General features: G+C 75.2%; 21 protein-coding genes. 7 read left to right on the top strand and 14 right to left on the bottom strand.

Features of this window, described 5'->3' with window-relative positions; all coding sequences use genetic code 11:
• Positions 1 to 9: 9 nt before the first annotated feature.
• The 5 genes from KME80_RS34765 to KME80_RS34745 all read right to left on the bottom strand — a co-directional run bounded on the left by KME80_RS34765 (position 10) and on the right by KME80_RS34745 (position 5,702).
• Positions 10 to 1,278, bottom strand: coding sequence for a cytochrome P450 (locus KME80_RS34765; protein WP_219510986.1), 1,269 nt, complete (start codon positions 1,276 to 1,278; stop codon positions 10 to 12).
• Positions 1,279 to 1,552: 274 nt separating this feature from the next.
• Positions 1,553 to 3,814, bottom strand: a complete 2,262-nt coding sequence (locus KME80_RS34760) for an FtsX-like permease family protein (RefSeq protein WP_219510984.1) — start codon at positions 3,812 to 3,814, stop codon at positions 1,553 to 1,555.
• Positions 3,811 to 4,521 (bottom strand): ABC transporter ATP-binding protein, encoded by a 711-nt coding sequence (locus KME80_RS34755; RefSeq protein ID WP_219510982.1) that lies wholly within the window; start codon positions 4,519 to 4,521, stop codon positions 3,811 to 3,813. Before KME80_RS34755 ends, KME80_RS34760 begins: the two co-directional genes overlap by 4 nt.
• On the bottom strand, positions 4,518 to 5,045 hold the full coding sequence (locus KME80_RS34750; RefSeq protein ID WP_219510980.1) for a PadR family transcriptional regulator: 528 nt from the start codon (positions 5,043 to 5,045) through the stop codon (positions 4,518 to 4,520). The genes KME80_RS34755 and KME80_RS34750 overlap by 4 nt, the downstream gene beginning before the upstream one ends.
• Before the next feature lie 69 nt (positions 5,046 to 5,114).
• Positions 5,115 to 5,702 (bottom strand): TetR/AcrR family transcriptional regulator, encoded by a 588-nt coding sequence (locus tag KME80_RS34745; protein WP_219510979.1) that lies wholly within the window; start codon positions 5,700 to 5,702, stop codon positions 5,115 to 5,117.
• A 97-nt stretch (positions 5,703 to 5,799) separates the two neighbouring features.
• Here KME80_RS34745 and KME80_RS34740 point away from each other — a divergent pair, with 97 nt between their 5' ends.
• Positions 5,800 to 6,627, top strand: a complete 828-nt coding sequence (locus tag KME80_RS34740; RefSeq protein WP_219510975.1) for an SDR family NAD(P)-dependent oxidoreductase — start codon at positions 5,800 to 5,802, stop codon at positions 6,625 to 6,627.
• A gap of 15 nt (positions 6,628 to 6,642) precedes the next feature.
• Here KME80_RS34740 and KME80_RS34735 read toward each other — a convergent pair whose 3' ends face one another.
• Together KME80_RS34735 and KME80_RS52960 are read right to left on the bottom strand one after the other, a co-directional pair.
• On the bottom strand, positions 6,643 to 7,296 hold the full coding sequence (locus tag KME80_RS34735; protein WP_219510972.1) for a response regulator: 654 nt from the start codon (positions 7,294 to 7,296) through the stop codon (positions 6,643 to 6,645).
• Complete coding sequence (locus tag KME80_RS52960) at positions 7,293 to 9,377, bottom strand: sensor histidine kinase (protein ID WP_219510970.1); 2,085 nt, start codon at positions 9,375 to 9,377, stop codon at positions 7,293 to 7,295. The genes KME80_RS34735 and KME80_RS52960 overlap by 4 nt, the downstream gene beginning before the upstream one ends.
• Before the next feature lie 198 nt (positions 9,378 to 9,575).
• On the opposite strand from KME80_RS52960, the gene KME80_RS34725 reads away from it, so the two are divergent.
• Entirely contained in the window at positions 9,576 to 10,172 is a 597-nt protein-coding gene (locus KME80_RS34725; RefSeq protein ID WP_219510968.1) for a hypothetical protein, read from the top strand.
• The gene (locus KME80_RS34720; RefSeq protein WP_219510966.1) at positions 10,169 to 10,555 is read left to right on the top strand and encodes a sensor histidine kinase; all 387 of its coding nucleotides are present in this window, start codon (positions 10,169 to 10,171) and stop codon (positions 10,553 to 10,555) included. Before KME80_RS34725 ends, KME80_RS34720 begins: the two co-directional genes overlap by 4 nt.
• Positions 10,556 to 10,607: 52 nt before the next feature.
• Here KME80_RS34720 and KME80_RS34715 read toward each other — a convergent pair whose 3' ends face one another.
• The gene (locus KME80_RS34715) at positions 10,608 to 10,931 is read right to left on the bottom strand and encodes a hypothetical protein (protein ID WP_219510964.1); all 324 of its coding nucleotides are present in this window, start codon (positions 10,929 to 10,931) and stop codon (positions 10,608 to 10,610) included.
• Positions 10,932 to 11,075: 144 nt separating this feature from the next.
• On the opposite strand from KME80_RS34715, the gene KME80_RS34710 reads away from it, so the two are divergent.
• A complete protein-coding gene (locus tag KME80_RS34710; RefSeq protein WP_219510962.1) occupies positions 11,076 to 12,602 on the top strand; it encodes an MFS transporter in 1,527 nt (508 codons plus the stop codon).
• Here KME80_RS34710 and KME80_RS34705 read toward each other — a convergent pair.
• The 3 genes from KME80_RS34705 to KME80_RS34695 form a co-directional block, all read right to left on the bottom strand.
• Entirely contained in the window at positions 12,599 to 13,135 is a 537-nt protein-coding gene (locus tag KME80_RS34705; RefSeq protein WP_219510961.1) for a TetR/AcrR family transcriptional regulator, read from the bottom strand. The genes KME80_RS34710 and KME80_RS34705 overlap by 4 nt on opposite strands.
• A 111-nt stretch (positions 13,136 to 13,246) precedes the next feature.
• Entirely contained in the window at positions 13,247 to 14,614 is a 1,368-nt protein-coding gene (locus KME80_RS34700) for an alanine/glycine:cation symporter family protein (RefSeq protein WP_219510959.1), read from the bottom strand.
• Between the two features lie 104 nt (positions 14,615 to 14,718).
• Positions 14,719 to 15,993 carry an MFS transporter gene (locus tag KME80_RS34695; protein WP_219510957.1) on the bottom strand — a complete coding sequence of 425 codons (1,275 nt, stop codon included), beginning with the start codon at positions 15,991 to 15,993 and terminating at the stop codon, positions 14,719 to 14,721.
• Positions 15,994 to 16,049: 56 nt separating this feature from the next.
• Between KME80_RS34695 and KME80_RS34690 the strand changes: the two genes are divergently transcribed.
• Positions 16,050 to 17,063 carry an ArsR/SmtB family transcription factor gene (locus KME80_RS34690; protein ID WP_219510954.1) on the top strand — a complete coding sequence of 338 codons (1,014 nt, stop codon included), beginning with the start codon at positions 16,050 to 16,052 and terminating at the stop codon, positions 17,061 to 17,063.
• 31 nt (positions 17,064 to 17,094) lie between these two features.
• On the opposite strand, the gene KME80_RS34685 is transcribed toward KME80_RS34690, so the two are convergent.
• Positions 17,095 to 18,099, bottom strand: a complete 1,005-nt coding sequence (locus tag KME80_RS34685; RefSeq protein WP_219510952.1) for a GlxA family transcriptional regulator — start codon at positions 18,097 to 18,099, stop codon at positions 17,095 to 17,097.
• Between the two features lie 72 nt (positions 18,100 to 18,171).
• Here KME80_RS34685 and KME80_RS34680 point away from each other — a divergent pair, with 72 nt between their 5' ends.
• Entirely contained in the window at positions 18,172 to 19,374 is a 1,203-nt protein-coding gene (locus KME80_RS34680) for an MFS transporter (RefSeq protein ID WP_219510950.1), read from the top strand.
• Positions 19,375 to 19,611: 237 nt separating this feature from the next.
• Here KME80_RS34680 and KME80_RS53670 read toward each other — a convergent pair whose 3' ends face one another.
• Complete coding sequence (locus KME80_RS53670) at positions 19,612 to 20,121, bottom strand: TetR/AcrR family transcriptional regulator (protein WP_219511048.1); 510 nt, start codon at positions 20,119 to 20,121, stop codon at positions 19,612 to 19,614.
• On the opposite strand from KME80_RS53670, the gene KME80_RS53390 reads away from it, so the two are divergent.
• A complete protein-coding gene (locus KME80_RS53390; RefSeq protein WP_372455411.1) occupies positions 20,079 to 20,456 on the top strand; it encodes a VOC family protein in 378 nt (125 codons plus the stop codon). The genes KME80_RS53670 and KME80_RS53390 overlap by 43 nt on opposite strands.
• Here the strand turns inward: KME80_RS53390 and KME80_RS34665 are convergent.
• Positions 20,451 to 21,080, bottom strand: a 630-nt coding sequence (locus KME80_RS34665; RefSeq protein WP_219510946.1) for a GNAT family N-acetyltransferase, incomplete at its 5' end; no start/stop codon positions are given. The genes KME80_RS53390 and KME80_RS34665 overlap by 6 nt on opposite strands.

The raw sequence follows: 21,080 nt of genomic DNA, 5'->3' as shown, positions 1-21,080 counted from the left end.
AGGCCGGGCTCAGCGCGGGTGAAGGACGAGCCGGCACTGGCGGCCCGGGACGTTGGAGACGGCCCGCCACCTGACCGGCTCGTCCCGCGGATCGGCGGGCGAGATCGTCACGTGCCTGGCGAACACGTGCAGGAACGTCCTGATGTGCAGCAAGGCCAGGCGGTCGCCGACGCAGGTGTGGGCGCCGCCGCCGAACGGCATCCAGCCGTAGCCGCCCGGCCGGCCGTCGAACCAGCGTCCGGGACGGAACTCCTCCGGGTCCGGGTAGAGGCCGGGGTCGTGGTGCAGGCTCTTGAGGTGCACGGCGATCAGCGTGCCGGGCGGCAGGACGCGCCCGCCCAGCCGGTAGGCGCGCACGGTGCGGCGGCCGATGAAGGCGACCGGCGGCCGCACGCGCAGGGTCTCGTAGGTGACGGCGTCGGCGTACGCGCCCTCGCCCGCGTCGGCCTCCGCCGTCAGGCGGCGCAGCGCCTCCGGATGCCGGGCGAGCCGTTCGAACGCCCAGGCGATGCCGGTGGCGGTGGAGGTGCGCGCGGCGCTGATGACGCTCATCAGCTCGTCGCGCAGCGCCTGCTGGGTGAGCCGGGCGCCGCGCTCGTCGCGGGCCCGCATCAGCAGGCCGAGCACGTCGTCGTGGTCCTCGCCGCGCCGCAGCCGGTGATCGACCTCGGCGTGGATGAGCCGGTCGCACTCGCGGCCCAGCCGCCGGTACGACTGCCACAGCGCGAGGCCGCCCACGTCACGCAGCGCGTACCGCACGTTCATCTCGTAGGAGTCGGCCAGGTTGAGCAGGCGGCGCAGCGGGGTGCCCCACCGGCGCAGCAGGAGCGGGTCGTCCCCGACCGTGGTGTGCAGGATGGCGTGGAGCATGGCCGGCCGCAGGCGCGGCAGCAGCCGGAACGGCGTGCCCGCCGGGCACGTCTCGACGGTGCGCAGCGCGATGCGGGCGGCGACGTCGCGCAGGTCGTGCAGGATCCGGCCCTTCAGCGCGGGCAGCATGATCGCGCGGATGCTGCGGTGCTCGTCGCCGTCGAGCACGGCCAGGCCGAGGCGGCCGACCACCGGCTCCTGCAGCCGGTTGGCCGACACGGCGTCGACGTCCTCGCCCGGGGCGCGCATCACCTGCCGGACCAGGACCGGGTCGCGGATCACCACCAGCCGCCCGACGCCCGGCGCCCAGCTGGTGATCATGTCGCCGGCCCGGTCGAAGGCCCGGGTCACGGCGGGGTCACCCAGGGCGAGCCAGGCCGGAATCAGCATCGGCGCGTATCGGGTCATGACTCTCCTCGGGGGCGTCGGTCATGTGCGCCGGCCGCGCCCGGCGAGGCGTCCGCTAAGAGCCGAGGTCGAATGAAGGCGACGCCGAGCCAGAGCACGACCCGGTCACGGCGCCCGGCTCTCGTCGCCGGGGACTGCGCCGGACTGACCGTCATGCCGAGCTCCTGCCGCACGAGTGACACTCATGGTGATCGAAGGGTCACTGTGAGCATAGGCGAAGATCGGCCGGTCGGCACCGCCGGTCGCCGGACCGGGCCCGGGTTCGCCGGCGGTCCTACTCGAAGCGGGCGCCGCCGGGCGCGGTCACGCGCTTGAGCAGCGGCAGCCCGGCAAGGGTCACGAGCAGCGCGACGACCAGGCCGCCGCCGACGGTCAGGAAGTAGGCGGGGCCCGGCAGCGCCGCCGGGGCGCTCTTGATGGCCAGCCGGCCGATCACCGGGCCGGCCACGCCCACCCCCGCGACCGCCGCCACCAGGGCGGCCAGCACCACGGGGGCCGCCGTCTCCAGCAGCACCACGCTCGACAGCGTCCGCGTCGGCGTGCCGCACAGCCGCAGCTGCGTGAACGGCCGCTTGCGCTCCACGACGCCGCCGGCGACCGAGACCAGCAGGCCGCAGCCCGCCACCAGCAGGGTCAGCGCGACGATGGCCAGCGCGGCGTCCTCGACCCGGTCCAGCAGCACCTCGCGGGCCTGGGCGACCTCGGCGAACGTCTGCGGCGTCTCGGTGCTGCCGGTGCGGGCGAGGTACGGGCCGAGCAGCGTGCGGACGCGTTCGCGTACGGCCGGGTCGTCCGTGTGGACCAGCACCGCGGCCAGCGGCAGTCCGGCCCGGGCGCCCGGGTCGCCGGGCGCGGCCGGGTTGGCCGCGTCGACGACCGGCAGGTTGCGGTCGACGGAGAGCATGTTGTCGCTGGTCAGCAGCCGGTTGAGGTCGGCCGCCACGGCGCGGGGGCCCGGGGCGCACCGGCCGAGCGCCGGGAAGGCGGCCAGGTCGTCGCACGCGACCACGTGGCGCAGCAGGAAGCCGGGGCGGCAGCCGGGGCCCGGGTCGCACGGCGGAGGCCGCATGGGCAGGGGCGGCGCGTCGGGCCGGTGGTGGATCGGCAGCACGGTGACACCGGGCTGGGCGCGCAACCGGGCCAGCAGGCCGGCCTCGGCGGCGGGCGGGAGGGGCCGGTCGTCGCCGAAGGAGGCCCGCAGGACCGCGTTCAGCGTGCCGCCGCCCGCGGCCTGCTGGCCGGAGACGACGGCGGGGACGATGCCGGCGACGGCCGTGCCGATGAAGACCGCGAGCACGATGCCGTTCGCCGACCGGAAGGCGCCTTTGGGGTCGGCCGCCAGCCGCTGCGCGGCCAGCAGCGTCGCCGGGCCGGAGGTGACGCGGGCGGCCAGCCGCGCGGTCAGCATCGTCAGCCAGGGCCCGGCCAGCACGAGCCCGGCCATGATCAGCACCAGGCCGGTGTCGACGAGCACCGCGTCGGGCTCCTTCCCCGGCGCGATCGCCGGGCCGGCGAACAGGGCCAGGCCCGCCAGGAGCGGGAGCACCCGCCACCAGCCGGGAGCGGAGCCCCGCGCCGTGCGCGCCGCGCCGAGCGGGGTGATCCGCACCCGGCGCAGCGACCACAGGGCGGCTCCGGCCGCGGCGAGCGGGACGCCCGCGGCCACGGCGGCGTACTGGAGCGCGGTGGGCGCGACCACGTCGGGGAAGAACCGGGACCCGGTGATGGCCACCTCGGCCAGGACGGGACGGATCGCCTGGAAGACGGCGATCCCGGCGAGCGCGCCCAGGGCCGCGCCGAGCGCCGCGTCCACCGACGCGATCGCGTTGACCTGCCGCGCGGTGGCGCCGGCCAGGCGGATCGCCGCGAACCGCGCCTCCCGGCGGGCGGCGGCCAGGCGGGTGGCGGTGCCGACGAGGACGAGCAGCGGGAAGACCAGGCCGACGGCGGCGATGCCGAACCCGTGCTCGTACAGGGCGGTGGTGTCGTCGGCGCGCGGCGCGGTGGCGACCTCGCCGACGGCCACGGTGCCGGCCATCGCGGTCAGCTCCGCGGCGCTCCGGCCGGCGATGACGACCAGGTCGTCGGGGCCGGACAGGGCCGCCCTGCCGATGAGGCCGGCGCGGGTGCCGGGGACGCGGTCGGCGAGCTGGTCGCGCGGCACGGCGGCCATCAGCCCGGCCAGCGCGGGCGAGACGTAGTGGCGGCCGGCTCCGGGCAGCTCCGGGATGCCCGGGATGCCGGGCAGGGCCGCCCGCGTGGCGGGGACGGCGACGTCGAGGCGGACGATCGGGCGGCCCGCGTACGAGTCCTGGCGGTGGTTCCACAGCACCGCGCCCGGGGTGGCGCCCGGCGCGGAGCCGGTCGTGCACTCCCAGCACGGGCGGGCCGCGGTGGCCCGGAAGGCGTTGAACAGCGCCAGCGTGGACAGCAGCACCGCCACCCCCAGCGCGACCGAGGCCGCGACGAGGACCAGCCGGCCGGCCGCCTCCCGGCCGCCGCGCAGCGACAGCCGCAGGCCGAGCCGGAGCGTCATCGGACGGCCCCGCCGACGTACGGATCGGTCACCCTGCCGTCGCGCACCATGACCTCCCGGTCGGCGCAGGCGGCGACGCGGGCGTCATGGGTCACCACGACCACGGTCGTGCCCTCCTCGCGGGCCAGGCCGACGAGCAGGTCCATGACCCGCTCGCCGGTGAGCGAGTCGAGCGCGCCGGTGGGCTCGTCGGCGAAGACCACCTTGGGGCGCGTCACCAGCGCCCGCGCGATGGCCGCCCGCTGCGCCTGCCCGCCGGACAGCTCGCCGGTGCGCCGCCCGCTCAGGGTGTCCAGCTCCAGCCGCTGGAGCCAGCCGGCCGCCCGCCGGTACGCCTCCTTGCGCCCGGCTCTGCCGAGCAGCAGCGGCAGGGCGACGTTGTCGGCCACGGTGAGCTCCGGCACGAGCTCGCCGAACTGGAACACGAAGCCGAACGCGGTGCGGCGCAGCTCCGAGCGCCGGGCGTCGCTCAGCGTGTCGAGCCGCCGCCCGTCGAACCAGACCTCGCCGGCGTCGGGGGTGAAGATGCCGGCCAGGCAGTGCAGCAGCGTGGACTTGCCGGATCCGCTCGGGCCCATGATCGCCAGGATCTCCCCCGGCGTCACGGACAGGCTGGCCTCGCGCAGCGCCTGCGTGCGGCCGTAGGAGCGGTCGATCGCGCGGGCCTCCAGCAGCGGGCCGGGCACGGGGAGGCCGTCGACGGTCATGCGCGGCGCACCGTCTCGGCCAGCGCCCCCAGCCGGGCCGTGGTCACGTCGATCCAGCGCAGGTCGGCGTCCAGGTGGAACAGCGCGTGGTCGGCCAGCAGGGCGTCGACGAGCGCGCCGCCGCGTTTGATCTCCGACAGCTCGCGCATGCGCCGCATGTGGGTGGCGCGCTGGGTGTCGAGGAAGCGCTGCGCGTCGTGGCCCAGCATCAGCGCCAGCACGACCTTGGTGAACAGCACCGTCTGCAGGAACGGCTCGGCCGCCACCGGCTCGGCCAGCCAGGCGTCCACCTCCTGCTTGCCGAGCGTGGTGATGGAGTAGCGCTTGCGGTCGGGGCCGTCGCCGGGCTCGCTCTGACCGGCTGTGACCTTGCCGTCCCTGGCCAGGCGGCTGAGCGTCGAGTAGACCTGGCCGAAGGGCAGCGGCTTGCCCCTGGCGAAGTACGTGTCGTAGTCGCGCTTGAGGTCGTAGCCGTAGCTGGGCTCGCGGTCCAGGAGGCCGAGCAGGGCCAGGGGGACGGTCATGGGAGCCCAATATATACCGAGGGTATACACGGGGTGCCTGAGCGGCGGCCAGGCGCGGAGGCGGGTGCGTCAGCGTTCGCCGGCGGGGGCGACGGCGCCCGACATGGGGCGGCCGAGGAGGGCCGTGGCGACGGCGGCGACGTGCGGGTCCAGGTCGGCGGCGCTCGCCCCGGCCAGGGCGGGGGTGGCGACGACCGAGCGCAGGATGCCGATGCCGACCATCCAGGCGCTGAGCAGCTCGGCCCGCAGCTCGGCGTCCTCGCCTTCGGCCAGGTCGCGCAGGGCGTCGACGTAGGTGGCGCAGACCTCGTCGCGGATGCGGCGGCGGGCGTCCTCGTGGGCCGACGAGCGCAGCATGGCGACCAGGGGGTGCTCGCCGCCGTACGCGGTCCAGTCGTGCTCGACGACCGTGCGCACCATGCGGGCGACCAGCTCCTCCTGGGGGCCGTCGAGCAGCCCGGCGGGAACGTCGGCGGCGGTGGCCAGGTCGAAGAGCTGCTTCTTGGAGCCGAAGTAGCGGAAGATGAGGGTGGCGTCGACGCCGGAGTCGCGGGCGATGTCGCGGACGCTGGTGGCGTCGTAGCCCTCGCGGGCGAAGCGCAGCCTGGCGGCCTCCAGCAGGCGCGCCCGGGTGGCCTCCCTGTCCCTCTTCTGCACCGCGCTCCTCCTCGCTCGGTCATCGACCGTTGACATTGTAGGCGGAGGTCGTGCTACGTTCACTCAAGTCAGCGTTCGATGACTTACGGAGTGACTCATGGGGACGTACGTGGTGGCGGGCGGGACCAACGGCATGGGCCGCGGGCTCGCCCTGCACTTCCTGAGCCGGGGCGACCGGGTGACGGTCGTCGGCAGCGACCCCGCCAGGGGGCGGCGCCTGCTCGACGACGCCGCCCGCCTGAGCGCCGCGGACCGGGCCGCGTTCGTGCGCGCCGACCTGACGTCGGCGGCGGAGAACGCCCGGGTGATCGAGGAGGTCAAGGCACGGCACGACACGCTGGACGGCCTGGTCTGCACCGCGCTGCGGCCGTTCCCGAAGCGGGTGGAGACGCCCGACGGCTACGAGGCCACGTTCGCCCTCTACTACGTCAGCCGCTTCCTGCTCGCCTACGGCCTCACCGGCCTGCTCGAACGCGGCGCGAACCCGATGATCGTGAACATCTGCGGCGTCGGCGTCACCAAGGGCCGCATCCACTGGGACGACCTGTCGCTCAAGCGCGGCTACGGCACCGTCAAGGCCATGCTGCAGGCCGGGCGCGCCACCGACCTGCTCGGCGTCGCGTACGCCCGCAACCACCCGGACGCCCGCACCCGCTACCTGCTGCACCACCCCGGCTTCACCGACAGCGGCGCCGACGGGCTCGCGCAGCCCGCCAGGTCCGTCGTCAAGCTGCTGGCCAGGTTCGCCGCCCAGCCGGTCGAGCGGGCGATCGCGCCGATCATCGAGCTGATGGACGACCCGCCGGGCACGGGCGGCCTGCTCGCCTACGACCGCCGCCGCCCGCTCGACCCGTCGCTGCCCACGCTCGACCCGGCCGCCGCCCACCGCCTGTACGAGCTGACCAGCCACCTGCTGCGCTCCTGACCGGCCGGGCGCAGGTCAGCGGCCGAGACCCGCGTCGCGTGCCCGGATGATCGCCTGGGCGCGGTCGGCGACCTGGAGCTTGGCGAACACGTTCGACACGTTGTTGCGCACCGTCTTCGGCGACAGGAACAGCCGCGCCGCGATCTGCGCGTTGGACAGCCCCGCCGCGATCAGCTCAAGCACCTCCCGTTCGCGGGCGGTGAGCTGCGGGAACGGCTGCGCCCTCGGCGCGTCGCCGCCCGCCAGCCGGGCGAAGAAGCCGCTCACCCGCGCCGCCAGCGCCTGCCCGAAGATCACCTCGCCGCCCGCGACGGCGGTGATCGCCCGCAGGATCTCCGTCTGGTCGGCGCCCTTGAGCAGGTAGCCGCGCGCGCCCGCGCGCATCGCCGCCAGCACGGTGTCGTCGTCCTCGTGCATGCTCAGCACGAGCACGCCCGTGCCCGGCGCCGCCGCCAGGATGCGTTCGGCGGCGGCGAGCCCGTCCAGGCCCGGCATCTGCAGGTCGAGCACCACCACGTCGGGCCGCAGCTCGGCGGCCAGCGCCACGGCCCGCGCGCCGTCGGCGGCGGTGCCGACCACCTCGACCTGGCCCGTCGAGTCGAGCATCATGCGCAGCCCGTCACGGTAGACGGGATGGTCGTCGGCCAGCAGCACGCGCGGCACGCTCACGCGACGCCTCCCGACGGCAGCACCGCCCGGACGAGCGTGCCGCCGCCCGCCCGCAGCGCGACCGAGCACCGGCCGCCCAGCTCCCGCGCCCGCTCTCGCATGGCGATCAGCCCCACCCCGGGCGCCGCCTGCGGCTCCACGCCCCGGCCGTCGTCGGCCACCTCGACCTCCAGCTCGCCGCCGGTCCGGGTCAGCCGGACCTCGCACGTCCGCGCGGCCGCGTGCCTGGCCACGTTGACGAGAGCCTCGCACACGATCCGGTACGCGGCGACCTCCGTGGCGGCGGGCAGCCCGTCGAGCTCGCCGCGCACCTCGACGCGCACGGCCAGCCCCCCGTCGCTGAACCTGGCCGCCTCCTTGCGCAGCGCCCCGGCCAGCCCCCACTGGTCCAGCGCGGGCGGCCGCAGGTCGTGCACGAGCCGCCGGACGTCGCCGATGACGGCGCCGAGGTCGGCGCGCACCTGGCCGAGCGCCTGCCGGGCGGCGGCGGGGTCGCGCTCCATCAGGTTGCCGGCCGCCTCGACCTTCAGCGCCGCCGCGGCGAGCGCCGGGCCGAGCCCGTCGTGCAGGTCGCGGCGCAGCCGCCGCCGCTCCTCGGCCACCCCGGACACCAGCCGCGCCCGGCTCTCCTGCAGCTCCTCGCTGAGCGCGATCGCCCGCACCGCCGCCGCCGTCTGCCGGACGACGTCGGCCAGCAGCCGCTCGTCGGCCTCGGCGAGCCGGCCGCGCGGGGTCAGCGACAGCCGCCCGATGGGCTCGCCCCGGTAGCCGATCGGCAGCACGACCGTGGCCCCGCCCGGCGTGCCGTGCTCGGCGACGAGCGTCCCGCCGTCCGCCTGGTCGAGCTCCACCCTCGCGTACGGGGAGCCGTAGGCGGCGCAGACGGCCCGCGCGGTCTCCAGCAGCGGCTCCAGCAGGGGGCGTTCGGGGCCTGTCGCCTCCTCCAGCCGCCGCGCCAGGACCGAGACGACCTCGTACGGCTCGGCCCGGCCGGTCAGGACGCGGCTCACCCAGCGGCGGGCCCGCTCGCGCAGCGGCGCGTACACCAGGGCGACGGCCGAGGCGGCCAGGACGGCGGCGACCGGCTCGTCGATCAGCGCGCCGAGCCCGACGAAGATGGGCACGTCGATGGCGACGACGGCCACGGCCAGGCCGCCGTACAGCAGCGTCCAGCCGAGCAGCGGGTCGATGTCGTACAGCCGGTAGCGGCCGACGGCGACGAGCACCGCGCCCGCGACGGCCAGCAGCGACAGCACGAACGCGAGGTCCTGCGGCAGCCCTCTCAGCGCGAGCGGCAGCAGGATGAGCGCGCCGTTGAGCAGCGCGGCCAGCGCCATCCAGCGGAGCTGGGCGCGCAGCACGCCGCGCGAGCCGCGGAAGCGGCTGACGAACGCGAGCACCGGGACGGCCGTGCTCACCACGAGCAGCAGGGGCGCGGCGGGCAGCAGGGCGGTCCACACCGCGTCGGGCAGCGGCGGCAGCGGCGCGTCGACGCCCGGCCAGCCGGGTCCGGCCGACATCAGCCGCCAGGGCACGGTCATGAACAGGAGGGCGGCCAGCCCGGCCGAGCCGAGCGTCAGCCAGGCCGCGGCTCGCCAGCGCGGCGACGGCAGCCGCCCGTCGGGAAAGTACAGCAGCACCAGCGGCGTCACCAGGTTGAGCAGCGGCCCGAGCCGCGCCCCGGCGAACAGGGCGGCGGCCGTCAGCGGCAGCCGCCCGCCGTGCGCGTGCAGCGACAGGACGGCGTAGGCGGCGCCGAGCGCGTTCAGGCCGGAGACGGCGCCGCCGCCGAGCAGCAGCCAGGTCATCAGGTGGCGGGGCAGCCGGGTGGCGAGGACGAACCCGGCGGCGGCGAGCGCGACGCCCGGCACCGTCGACGACCACACCGGCCAGTCGATCGGCTCGGGCCGGACGGCGGGGCCCGCCGCGAGGTCCAGCCCGGTGGCGGCGAGCGCGGCCAGGCCCGCCGCGGCGGCGACGGCGACGGCGGCCGTCCGCGCCGGGTCGCGGGGTGGCGGGGACGGGGGCGGGGGCGTTTCCTGGTGGCCCGGGACGCGGCGGCCCGCGCGATACCTGAACACCTCCCTAGCGTGGCACGCGCCGCCGCCGGCGGGAGGTGACCGCGATCCCGGATCGGCCGGGACTCCTGTCCCGTCCGGTCCGGGACAGCGCCGGGACGGCGGGGATGGCGGCGTTCCCTGGTGGCCCGGGACGCGGCGGCGCGACCGTGGAGGCCGCCCCGGCGCCCGGCCGGGGGCCCGCGACGACGGAGGCGCCCCATGTCAGAGAGCCCGCACGACACCACCCTCGCCGCGAGGGTCCCCGACGGACGGGCGGCGACCCGGACGGCCGGGGTGCTGCTCGCGGCCGGCGCGAGCGCCTGGGCCGTGGGCACGCTCGTGGTCGGGGAGAAGATCCAGGAGGGCATCCAGACGCTGGACACGGTCACCGGCATGATGTTCGCGGCCGGGGTGTGGGCGTTCGTGTGGCGGCTGCGGGCCGACCGGGCCGGCGGCGACCGGGCCGGGCGGGCCGTGCCCGTCGTCCTGCTCGCGCTGCTGCCGGGGGCGTTCCTGCTGAACGCGCTGTCGTTCGGCTACGCCACGCACGACGAGTTCCCGCTGTGGCTGATGATTCTGGACGGGTGCTGGCCGCTGAGCATGCTCGGCATGCTGGTGCTCGGCGTGGCGGTCGCGGTGACCGGCCGTTACCGGGGGGCGATGCGGTGGCTGCCGCTCGTGGCGGGGTGCTGGTTCCCGGTGACGATGGCCGCGCAGATCCTCGGCGGCGGCGTCGTGTCCACGTACGTCAGCGCCGCCTGGCTGGTGGGCACGTACGGGGTCATCGGGGTGCGGATGGCGGTCCGGTCGCGGTGAGCGGGACGCGTGCGCCCGGCCGTCCCGCGACGGTGGCGGAGGTGCTGGCCGCCTGGTCGGAGCGGACCGGCGTCCCCGTGGAGGCGTGGCTCTGGACCGGCACGCCCGTGCCGGCGCGGGTCGCCGGGGCGCTCGCGCGGGCGCTGCGGGAGGCGCTGGGCGCGGTCGAGGACGGCGAGCGGCCGGCGGTGGTGCACGTGGCCTGCACGTCGGGCGCCCGGGGGGTGCGCCTGACGGTCAGCCACGAGGGCGGCGGCGAGCCGTGGCCGGCGTCGCGGATCGCCGCGCTGAGCGCCGCGTTCGCCGAGGTGGGCGGGCTGGTGACGGTGAACAGCGTGCCCGCCGGCGGCACCACGATGACGGGCGTCGTCCGCCACCGGTGACGGAGGCCCGGCTCACTCTCCGGCGCCGGGCACGGCCGGGTTCCCGCCCGGTTCATGCCCCGGGCAGCAGGCCCGCCGCGCGCAGGCCCTCCTCGTAGCCGCCCTCGGCGGACGCCCAGAACCGCTCGGCGGCGTCGATGACGGCCAGGCGCTCGCCGGTCGTCCAGGTCTCGATCATCCCCAGCAGGGCGCGCCCGTCGTCGGCCCACACCTCCGGCGCGCCCAGCGCGATCACCGCCGCCACCTCCCGCGCCAGCAGGCGTGCCCTGGCCAGGCGGCCGGTGGGGGCCAGGCCGTTCACCGCGTCCACGATCAGCAAAGCCTGACGCAGGGTCAGCGACGGCATCGCCGGGGCCGGGTCGTCTCGCTCGGTCATGCCGCCACCCTATCCAAACAACTGTCACAAACAAGTGTTTTGCACGATTGTGCCAAACGTGTGTATGGTCGGCGGCATGACATCACCCACCGCGACGACCGCGGTCCCACACCCCCCGCACCCCCTCGGCCGGGCGGGCCGGCCATGAGGGCCGGACGCAAGCAGTGGATCGGGCTGGCGGTCCTGGTCCTGCCCGTGCTCCTGATCTCCGTCGACCTGCACGTGCTGTCGTACGCGCTGCCGTTCATCAGCGCCGAGCTGGCGCCGAGCGGCGCCCAGCTGCTGTGGATCATCGACATCTACCCGTTCATGCTGGCCGGGCTGCTGCTGCCGATGGGCACGCTGGGCGACCGGATCGGACGGCGGCGGCTGCTGCTGGCCGGGGCGGCGGCCTTCGGCGCGGCCTCGGCGGTCGCCGCCTTCTCCCCCAGCGCGGACCTGCTCATCGTCACCCGGGCCCTGCTCGGGGTGGGCGGCGCGACCCTGATGCCCTCGACGCTGTCGCTGATCCGCAACATGTTCCACGACGACGGCCAGCGCCGGGTCGCGATCTCCATCTGGACGGGCGCGTTCGCCGGTGGCGCCATGCTGGGCCCGCTGATGGGCGGCGCGCTGCTGGAGCACTTCTGGTGGGGCTCGGTGTTCCTGGTCAACCTGCCGGTGATGGCGCTGCTGCTGGTCCTGGCGCCGCTGCTGCTCCCCGAGTCGCGTGACCCGCGTCCGGGGCGCTTCGACCTGGTGAGCGTGGCCCTGTCACTGGGCGCGATCCTGCCGGCGATCTACGGGATCCAGCACATCGCCCAGGACGGCCTCGGCTGGGCCCCGGTGCTCGCCGTCGTCACCGGGCTGGCGCTGGGCGTGGCCTTCGTCCGCCGCCAGCGCTCGGCCGCCGATCCCCTGCTGGACGTGCGCCTGTTCGGCAGCCGCGCCTTCACCGCGGCCATCAGCGCCAACACGCTCGGCGTCTTCGCCATGGTCGGCTCCAGCCTGTTCACCACCCAGTATCTGCAGATGGTCATGGGCGCCAGGCCGCTCATCGCCGGGCTGTACGCGCTGCCGTCGGCGGGCACAGCGATGCTCGCCGCCGGGCTGGCCCCCGTCCTGGTCCGCAGGGTGCGGCCCGGGCTGGTGGTCTGCGTGGGGCTGCTCGTCGGCGCGAGCGGGTTCGCGGTGCTCTCGATGCTGGACGTGACCGGCCAGGGCGGCCTGCTGATCGCCGGGATCATGCTCATGGCCGGGGGCGTGACGCTCGTCCTGACCGTCTCCTCGGATCTGATCATCGCCACCGCCCCGCCGGAGCGGGCCGGCTCGGTCGCCGGGCTGTCGCAGGTGGCCACCGAGTTCGGCGGCGCGCTCGGCATCTCGCTGCTGGGGAGCATCGGGACCGCCGTCTACCGGGGCCACCTCGCCGGCACCGGCGCGCCCGCGCCCGCGATGGACACCCTCGGCGGCGCTCTGGAGACGGCCCGGCACCTGCCGGAGGCGGCCGGGAGCGCGCTGGCCGGGGCGGCCCGGGTGGCCTTCACGCAGGGCCAGCACTACGCCATGATCGCCGCCGCGGCGGGCCTGTGCCTGATGGCGGTGCTCGCGCCGGTCCTGCTGCGTTCCGTGCGGCGCGCGACGCCGCCGCCGGCCCAGCCGGACCCGGCTGGGCGGCACGCGATGCGTTAGCCGCCCGCGGCCTCGGCCACCGAGCGGATCCCGGCGACCAGGTCGCGGGCCGACGGGGCGTTGTCCGGGTCGAGCTGCCAGCGCACCAGCAGGCCGATGAACAGCGTCAGCAGCACCTGCGCGCCCGCCTCGTCCCCGTGCGGCAGCCGCCTGCCCAGCTCGCGCTGGGCGAGCGCCTGCCCTTCGGTCAGGCGGGCCCGTACCTCGGGCAGGTGGGGCGCCTGCGCGAGCGTCTCCACGTTGGCGCGCCACACCATCGGATTGGCCCGGAACGATTCGATCATTTCCCCCCAGAACGCCTCGAACCACTGCTTGGAGTCGTCCGGGAACGCCTTGAGGACCTCGGCGACCGCTTCCCCGGTCGTCTCGATCATCGCCTGGGTGAGCAGGGCGTCCTTGGAGCGGAAGTGGTAGTTGATCGCGGCGAGGTTGCTGCCGGAGACGGCGACGATGTCGCGCACCGTCGTGCGGGCGTAGCCGCGCTCGGACAGGCACTGCTTGGCCGCGGCCAGCAAATCCTCAGGGACTCCCATTCGGGCGATCCTACCAGCGGCCGTAAACAGTTGTTTCAAACAGAGGTCCGGGACCAAGGGCCCTGGCGGCGCGGGCCGTCCGGGAGCCGGCCGCGGTGAGGGCGTGCGGGCTCACCGCGACACCGTGTCGTCCCGCCAGTCCGGTCTGGCGAAGTACGCGCGGGTCTCGCGGACGACCAGGCCCGACAGCAGGATGAGGCCGATGAGGTTGGGCAGCGCCATGAGGCCGTTCATGATGTCGGAGAACGTCCACACCGTCTGCAGCTCCAGCACCGTGCCGGTGAAGATCAGCACGATGAACAGCAGCCGGTACGGCGTCACCGCCACCCGCCCGAAGAGCCGGTCCATGCACCGCTCCCCGTAGTACGCCCAGCCGAGCAGCGTGGAGAACGCGAAGAACACCAGGCCGATCGTGACGACGATGCCGCCCCACTGACCGGGCAGGCCGTGGCTGAAGGCCAGGGTGGTCAGCGGCGCGCCGTTCTCGCCGCTGCGCCAGGCGCCGGTGACGACGATGGCCAGGCCGGTCATGCTGACCACGACGAGCGTGTCGATGAACGTCTGCGTCATCGACACGAGCGCCTGACGCGCGGGCTCGGTCGTCTTGGCCGCCGCCGCGGCGATCCCGCCGGTCCCGAGGCCGGACTCGTTGGAGAAGATGCCGCGGGCGACCCCGTACCGGATCGCCAGCAGGACGCCCGCGCCCGCGAAGCCGCCCGTGGCGGCGGTGCCCGTGAAGGCGTCGGTGAAGATCAGCGCGAGCGCGCCGGGCAGCTCGCCGACGTTGGCGATGATGATCCACAGCGCCCCGAGGATGTAGAAGACGATCATCACGGGGACGAAGGCGCTGGTGACCGCGCCGATGCTCTTGATGCCGCCCAGGATGACGACGGCGGCCAGCACCGTGATGACCGCGCCGGTCAGCCACATGGGCACGTCCCACTGCGCGTTGATCGCGTCGGCCACGCTGTTGGACTGCACCATGTTGCCGATGCCGAACGCCGCCAGCGCGCCGAACACCGCGAACAGCACGCCCAGCGTCGCCCCGAACCTGCCGCCCACCCCGTAGGTGAGGTAGAACATCGGGCCGCCGCTCTGCTCGCCCCTGGCGTCGGTGCGGCGGAAGCGGACGCCGAGGAACGCCTCGGAGTACTTGGTCGCCATGCCGACCAGGCCGGTCACCCACATCCAGAACAGCGCGCCGGGCCCGCCGAAGTGGATGGCCGTGGCGACGCCCGCGATGTTGCCGACGCCCACGGTGGCCGCCAGCGCCGTCGACAGCGCCTGGTAGTGGGTGATGTCGCCGACGCCGCCCGGCTCCTTGCGCCGGATGAGCGCCAGCCACAACGCGTAGAACAGCCTGCGGAACTGCAGCCCGCGCAGCATGATCGTCAGGTAGAGGCCCGTCAGCAGGAGCAGCGGGATCAGCAGGAACGGTCCCCAGACGAAGTCCGAGATCCTCGACAGGATGTCTTGCACACCAGCTCCTCAGGTCGTCCGAGCGGATGATCGTCTCCGGGGATCCCTGCCCTTTCCGGGGCGCCGGGCAACATCATCCGGTCAAGTCGGCCCCGGCGCGCCTGTCAGGCGGGCGGCGAGCCGACGGGCTCGGTGACCGGCGCGGGGCCGTCCGCGGCGGGCGCGGGACGGTGCCGGCGGGCGACCGCCGCGGCCCCGGTGCCGCCGGCGACGAACAGCACGGCCAGCGCGAGCCAGCCCGCGGTCCCGTGCTCGACCGCGGTGGCGGTGACGAGCACCGGCGAGACCATCGCGGCGATCGAGTAGCCGGTCTGGCTGAGGCCCTGGTAGGCGCCCGCGCTGCGCGGGTCGGCCAGCTCGAAGGCCATGCCCCAGCCGCCCGCCTCGCCGAGGATCTCGCCGAGCGTGTGGGCGAACGCGGCCACCAGGAGCAGCGCGCACGCGACGGCCACGTTCCCGTAGCCCGCCAGCGCGTACGCCCCGCAGGCGAGCGCGAGCAGCCACGACGCGCGGCGGACGGCGATCCCGGCGCGGCGCACGTCGTGCACGCCGCGCGAGAAGCGCACCTGGAGCAGGGCCACGACCACGGTGTTGAGGACGAGCAGCACCGACACGAGGGCGGTCGGGGCCTCGGTGGAGGCGACCCACAGCGGCACGCCGACGGTCATCAGGCCGAACTGCATGGCCACCACCGTGTTGCACGCGACGCTCGCCACGTACGTGCGGTCCTTGAGCGGCGACGGGCCGGCGGCGGCGCCCTTCGCCGGACCGGCCGGGGCGGACATCCGTCCGGCCAGCTCCGGCACCCGGCTGCCCAGCCGCGCCAGGGGCACGCTCGCCGTCAGCAGCAGCAGGCCGGAGACGAGCATCGCGGCCCGGTAGGCGGCGGCGGTGCCGGCCAGGAGCGCCGCGGCGGCGGCCACGGTGCCCAGGCCGATGAAGACGTTCGTGACCACACGCATCCGGGCCCGCACCTCGACGCGTTCCGGGCCGGTGTACCAGCGCGCCAGCATCGCCTGCTTCGACGTGCCGCTGGCCGACCGCATCGCCGTCGCCAGGCAGGCGACCACGGTGAACGCGACGGCGTCCGAGGTGAGCGTGTAGCCGAGCATCGCCGCGCCGTTGAACGCCGTCGCCGCCACCTGGACGCGATGCGCGCCGAGCCGGTCGGACAGCCGTCCCGAGACGTACGAGGACAGCACGCCGGCGCCGCCCGCGATGCCGAGCCCCAGGCCCACGGTGGTGGGGGCGAGCCCGACGACGAGCGTGAAGTACAGCGTGCTGACGGTGTAGAAGACGCCGCTGGACAGCGCGAACGCCATCGTGCTCAGCGTGAGCGAGCGGCCGACGCGGTCCTCGGGGAAGAAGGTACGGATCACGGTCCCCTTTGTGCCGTATCGGGACCGATGGGCGAATTGATGTAGGGTATGGCTACATGGTCATGGTCCCGGGCGGCGGGCTGATCTCGTACGAGCTCGCCGGGATGGACGTCGCCGACGTGCGCTTCGCCGTCTCGCCCGTCAACGAGCTGACGCTGTCCCTGCGCACGTTCCGCGACCCGGGGCGCTATCCCGTCCACCTGCCCTGGCTGCGGCGCACCGAGCGGGTCCGGGCCGGGCTCGACCTGCCCCTGCTCCACGCCCTCACGAACGCGTCCATGTGGTCGCCCGACTACCTGACGCCCCGGCCGTACGCGCCGCTCACCCGCATCGACGACGAGCTCGCCGCCATCGCCCGCGTCCCCCTGGACCGCATGCTCGACGACCTGCGCGCCCTGCATCCAGGGGAGCTGCCCGAGCCGCTGCGCGGCGACCCGGCCGCCGTGCGCGAGCGCATCACCACGGCGCTGCGCGCGTACTGGCACGCCTGCTTCGCGCCCTGGTGGCCGAGGATGCGCACGGTCCTGCAGGCCGACATCATCTACCGGGCGCAGGTCATCTCGGCGCACGGCCTGGCGGCCATGTTCGCCGGGCTCAGCGAACGCGTCTCCCTCGACGGCGGCGTGGTGCGCGTCCGCCTGACCACCAACGCCGGCTACCGGCGCTCCACCGGCGGCGAGGGGCTCACCCTCGTGCCGACGCTGTTCGGCCGGGGGGTGACCGCGCCCATCTCGCCGGAGGAACCGCCGCTGATCATGTACGGCACGCGCGGCGCGGGCACGCTCTGGCAGACGGAGACGCACCGCTCCCCCGCGGCGCTCACCGGACTGCTCGGCGCGACCCGCGCGGGCCTGCTGACGACTCTCGCGACCCCGGCCTCCTCCACCGAGCTGGCCGGCCGGCTCGGCGTCACCACCTCGGCCGTCAACCAGCACCTGCGCGCGCTGCGTGACGCCGGTCTGCTCACCAGCGCGCGGCACGGTCGTTCGGTCCTCTACCTGCGTTCCGAGCTCGGCGACGCCCTCGTCGCCGGCGGCTCCGCCCCCGACCCGGAGGACCGCGCCCCGTAGCCGTCCCCACCCGAGCCTGGTACGGGGCCGGTCAGCGGAAGGCGCGGCGGTAGGCGGCCGGGGTGGTGTTGAGCGCGGCGTGGAAGCGGCGGCGCAGGTTGACCGCCGAGGACAGGCCGACGCGGGCGGCGATCGTCTCCACCGGCAGGTCGGTGTCCTCCAGGAGCGCGCGGGTGGCGGCCAGGCGGCGCTCCAGCAGCCAGCGGGCCGGCGGGACGCCGAGCTGGTCGGCGAACTGGCGGGTGAGCGTGCGCGGGGAGACGCCGGAGAAGGCGGCCATGTCCTCGACGGTGACGGGCTCGGACAGGTGCGCGAGCAGCCATTCCAGCAGCGGCGCGAGGGAGTCCGGCATGGGCCCGGCCGTCGGCAGCGGCGGGTACTGGCGCTGGCAGCCCTCGCGGTGCGGCCCCGCGGCGAGCTGGCGGCCGACGCGCATGGCGTGGGACGCGCCGTGCTCCTGGAGGACCTGGTGGAGGCAGAGGTCCAGAGTGGCGGCCGAGGCCCCGGCGGTGGCGACGTCGCCGTGGTCCACGTAGATGACGGTGTCGTCGGGGACGATGCGGGGGTGGCGCGCGACCAGGTCGGCGGCGAGGTCCCAGTGGACGGAGGCGCGGCGGCCGTCGAGCAGGCCGAGCGCGGCCGGGATGAAGATCCCGGCGCAGACGGCGACGATCCGGCCGCCGCGGGCGTGGACCCCGGCGACGGCGTCGAGCACGGCGGGCGTGGGGGCGACCGTCCAGCTCGCGATGACGACGGTGTCGGCGGTGTCGAGGGCGTCGAGGCCGTGTTCGACGTGGATGGGGGCGCCCAGCGTGGTGGTGAGCGAGCCGGGGCGTTCGGCGCAGAGGCGGAAGCTGTAATGCTGGGGGATCTCGCGTCCCTGGTAGCCGAAGACCGCCGAGGCCGAGGTGACGGGGTAGAGCTCCTGGTTCTCGCCGACGAGGGCGACCACGCGGTGCGGGTCGAGCGGCGGAGGCGGCGGGGGGCACGCGGGGAGCGTGGCCGAGGGCAGGTCCAGGGGTGGCGCGAGGAGCATGGCGCAAATGTACCCAATGATGTCATCTGGGACACCAGCGCCCTGATCTGGAAATATCCACAATTGTTGCTTATGTGGACGAGGAATTTCACCCTCTATTTCGGCGCCCGGACGATCTCGCTGCTCGGTGACGCCATGATGCCGGTCGCCGCCGCCCTCGCGGTCGGCCAGGTGTACGGCATCGCGGGAGTCGGCTACGTGCTGGCCCTCTGGACCGCCTCCGCCGTCCTCGTCATGCTCTTCGGCGGCGTCCTCGCCGACCGCATCGGCGCCCGTACCGTGATGATCGTCGCGGATCTGCTGCGGATCCTCACCCAGGCCACGGTGGCGGTCGCCTTCCTCGACGGCGCCCCGCCGTACGGCCTGCTGCTGGCGATGGCGTTCCTCTCCGGGATCGGGGCCGGCATGTTCGAGCCCGGCGTCAACGGCATGGTGCCGCTCGTCGCCCGTGACCCGCAGCGGGCCAACGCCACGCTGAAGATCGCCGAGGCCATCACCCAGCTCGCCGGGCCCGCGCTGGCCGGAATCCTGGTGCTCGCCGCCGGCCCGGTGTTCGTGTACGCGCTGGACTCCGGGACGTTCCTGGTCAGCGCCATCTGCCTGCTGCTGGTCCGCGTCACCGTGCCCAGGCCCGAACCCTCGAACGTGCTGGCCGACCTGCGCCGGGGCTGGCACGAGTTCAAGGCCAGGAGCTGGATGTGGTCGGTCATCCTGGTGTGGGTGTTCTGGGGCGTCCTGGTCGTCGGGCCGTCCGTGCCGCTGTCGTCGCAGGTCATCGGCGCCGACTACGGCTGGGTGATGGCCGCGCTCGGCCTCGGCACGGTGATCGGCGGCGTGGTCGCCATCCGGCTGCGCCCGGCCCGGCCGCTGGCCGCCGGGGCGATCGCGCTGATCGGCTACGCTCCGGTGCCGCTGACCGTCGCCCTCGGCGCGCCGCTGCCGACGCTGATGGCGGGCCACGTGATCGGGGGATGCGCGATGGCGTTCTGGTCGGTCATGTGGTCGACCAGCGTGCAGACGCTCGTCGCGCCGGACGTCCTCAACCGGGTCTCCGCCTACCAGGTGGCCGGGTCGGTCGCGGGCATGGCGGTCGGCCAGGCGCTCGCCGGCCCGGCGGCCCTGGTGGTCGAGCCGCAGACCTTCCTGCTGGGCTCGGCGGTGGTGACGGTCGGCGTGTCGGCCGCCCTGCTGCTGATCAGACCGGTACGCGGCCTGCGCCGCCTTTCCGCCCCCACGGACCCCACCGTCCCCGCCGCCGCCACCTCCCCCACCTGACCCGCGCCCTCTCTGACCCCCTGACCCGACCTCGACCAGGGTGGGATGATCAGGGACGTGACGAGCTCGGTTTCGACGCCCTCGAAGTCGTCGCCCGTGTCGATGGGACGCCCCTCACCGAGCTGATCGACAGGTACGAGCTCGGCGCCCGGATGGGCGTGGCCGGTGCCCTGCGGGCGCTGGACGCCCTTCTTCCCTGAGCGGGCGATTCGCCCGACGTCCCGGGCGGCGGGTCCGTCAGGGGGTGTGCGGCCTGAGGGCCGCGAGGGCGGCGCGGGCGTGTTCCGGCTCGGCGCCCTCGGCGACCGCCGCCAGGGCAGCGCGCCAGGCCGCCGCGAGCACGCGGCCCAGCAGCGGCGCCGACGGCAGGTCGCCGCGTCCGAGCAGCTCGGCCAGCCGGTCGCGCTCCGCGTCCTGGGGCGGCTCGCCCAGGATGCGCAGGAAGTTCTCGCGTACGGCGAAGTCCAGGCCGACCAGCAGGGCGGCGGTGACGGCCGCCGGGCGGTCCGGCCCGGACCCCGTGGCCGCCATCGCGCCCTCCATCCGGTCCAGCAGACGCCGTTCGACGTCGTCCCGGACGAAGGCGTACAGGCCGAGCTTGCTGCCGAAGTGGTGGTAGAGGGCGCCCGTGGTGACCTCGGCCGCCGCCGCCAGATCGGCGACCGTGACCTCGTCGAAGGGGCGCGCCCCGAACTCCTTGACCGCTGCGAGTACGAGCCTGCCCCTCGGGGAGGTCGATACGGGGATCCATTGTCCCCACCGCCGACCTGAAGGCGTCGCTCGCCCTCTACCGTGACGGCCTCGGCTTCACCGAGAGCTGGCGCGAGGGCGACGCGACCGTGGCCCTGGCCCTGCCGGGCACCGACGTGCAGATCATGCTCGACGCCCACGACCCGGCCGCCCCGGTGGGGCCGGTGTTCGTCGTCGAGAGCGTCGAGGCGTTCCACGCCGCCCGCCCGGAGTCGCTGACCGTGGTCGAAGCGCCGTCGGAGATCCCCGGCGGCTTCCAGGCCACCTACCGGGACCCGGGCGGCGCGACCCTCTACGTCATGGACCAGTCCACGGAGCAGAACCCCTCATAGGGGCGGCCGGCACAGGTCCCTGACCTCGGGGAGGCGGTCGAAGCCGGCCGACCCGTAGGTGGCGACGGCGGCGGTGTTGGAGCTGGGGGTGCACACGACCGCGCTGGAGGAGCCCAGCTCGCGCAGCGCCGCGGCGGCGGCGCGGACGATCGCGGCGCCGTGGCCGCGGCCTCGGTGGTCGCGGTGCACGCCCATCGGTTCGAGCAGGCCGGGCCGGTCCGGCCCGGCCGGCCAGACGGTCACGGCCGCCACCGCGTCGCCCCGTTCGTCGTAGGCGACCAGGCAGCGGGCGCCGGAGTACGGCGAGCCGGCGGCCATCGCGTGCCAGGCCGCCTCCGTGAACGTCGACCCGTCGAACGAGGCCCGCTGGACGGCCACCCGCTCGGGCACCTGATCAGGGGTGACCTCCACCACCCGCACGCCTGGGCCGGGCACCGGCGCGGTGAGGTCGCGGCGCAGCGGCGTCCACGGCTCACCGGCCTGCCAGCCGTCCTCGTCCAGCAGGTCCCTGACCAGGGCGCCCGCCGGCGCCTCGACGCTCGCCGTCCCGGCGGGCAGCACGCCGCGCCCCGGGTCGCCGAGGTCCGAGGCCAGCCGCCGGGCCAGCTCGCCGTCGCGCCGGGC

The organism is Nonomuraea ceibae (genome assembly GCF_019396325.1).
In the GTDB taxonomy this organism is placed as follows: Bacteria; Actinomycetota; Actinomycetes; order Streptosporangiales; family Streptosporangiaceae; genus Nonomuraea; species Nonomuraea ceibae.
This window is presented reverse-complemented; position numbering and strand designations above follow the sequence as displayed.

Bases quoted from the DNA above. Each gene is read 5' to 3' on its own strand.
- KME80_RS34765 (WP_219510986.1), bottom strand. From the start codon at position 1,278: ATGACCCGATACGCGCCGATGCTGATTCCGGCCTGGCTCGCCCTGGGT.
- KME80_RS34760 (WP_219510984.1), bottom strand. From the start codon at position 3,814: ATGACGCTCCGGCTCGGCCTGCGGCTGTCGCTGCGCGGCGGCCGGGAG.
- KME80_RS34755 (WP_219510982.1), bottom strand. From the start codon at position 4,521: ATGACCGTCGACGGCCTCCCCGTGCCCGGCCCGCTGCTGGAGGCCCGC.
- KME80_RS34750 (WP_219510980.1), bottom strand. From the start codon at position 5,045: ATGACCGTCCCCCTGGCCCTGCTCGGCCTCCTGGACCGCGAGCCCAGC.
- KME80_RS34740 (WP_219510975.1), top strand. From the start codon at position 5,800: ATGGGGACGTACGTGGTGGCGGGCGGGACCAACGGCATGGGCCGCGGG.
- KME80_RS34725 (WP_219510968.1), top strand. From the start codon at position 9,576: ATGTCAGAGAGCCCGCACGACACCACCCTCGCCGCGAGGGTCCCCGAC.
- KME80_RS34715 (WP_219510964.1), bottom strand. From the start codon at position 10,931: ATGACCGAGCGAGACGACCCGGCCCCGGCGATGCCGTCGCTGACCCTG.
- KME80_RS34710 (WP_219510962.1), top strand. From the start codon at position 11,076: ATGAGGGCCGGACGCAAGCAGTGGATCGGGCTGGCGGTCCTGGTCCTG.
- KME80_RS34705 (WP_219510961.1), bottom strand. From the start codon at position 13,135: ATGGGAGTCCCTGAGGATTTGCTGGCCGCGGCCAAGCAGTGCCTGTCC.
- KME80_RS34690 (WP_219510954.1), top strand. From the start codon at position 16,050: ATGGTCATGGTCCCGGGCGGCGGGCTGATCTCGTACGAGCTCGCCGGG.
- KME80_RS34685 (WP_219510952.1), bottom strand. From the start codon at position 18,099: ATGCTCCTCGCGCCACCCCTGGACCTGCCCTCGGCCACGCTCCCCGCG.
- KME80_RS34680 (WP_219510950.1), top strand. From the start codon at position 18,172: ATGTGGACGAGGAATTTCACCCTCTATTTCGGCGCCCGGACGATCTCG.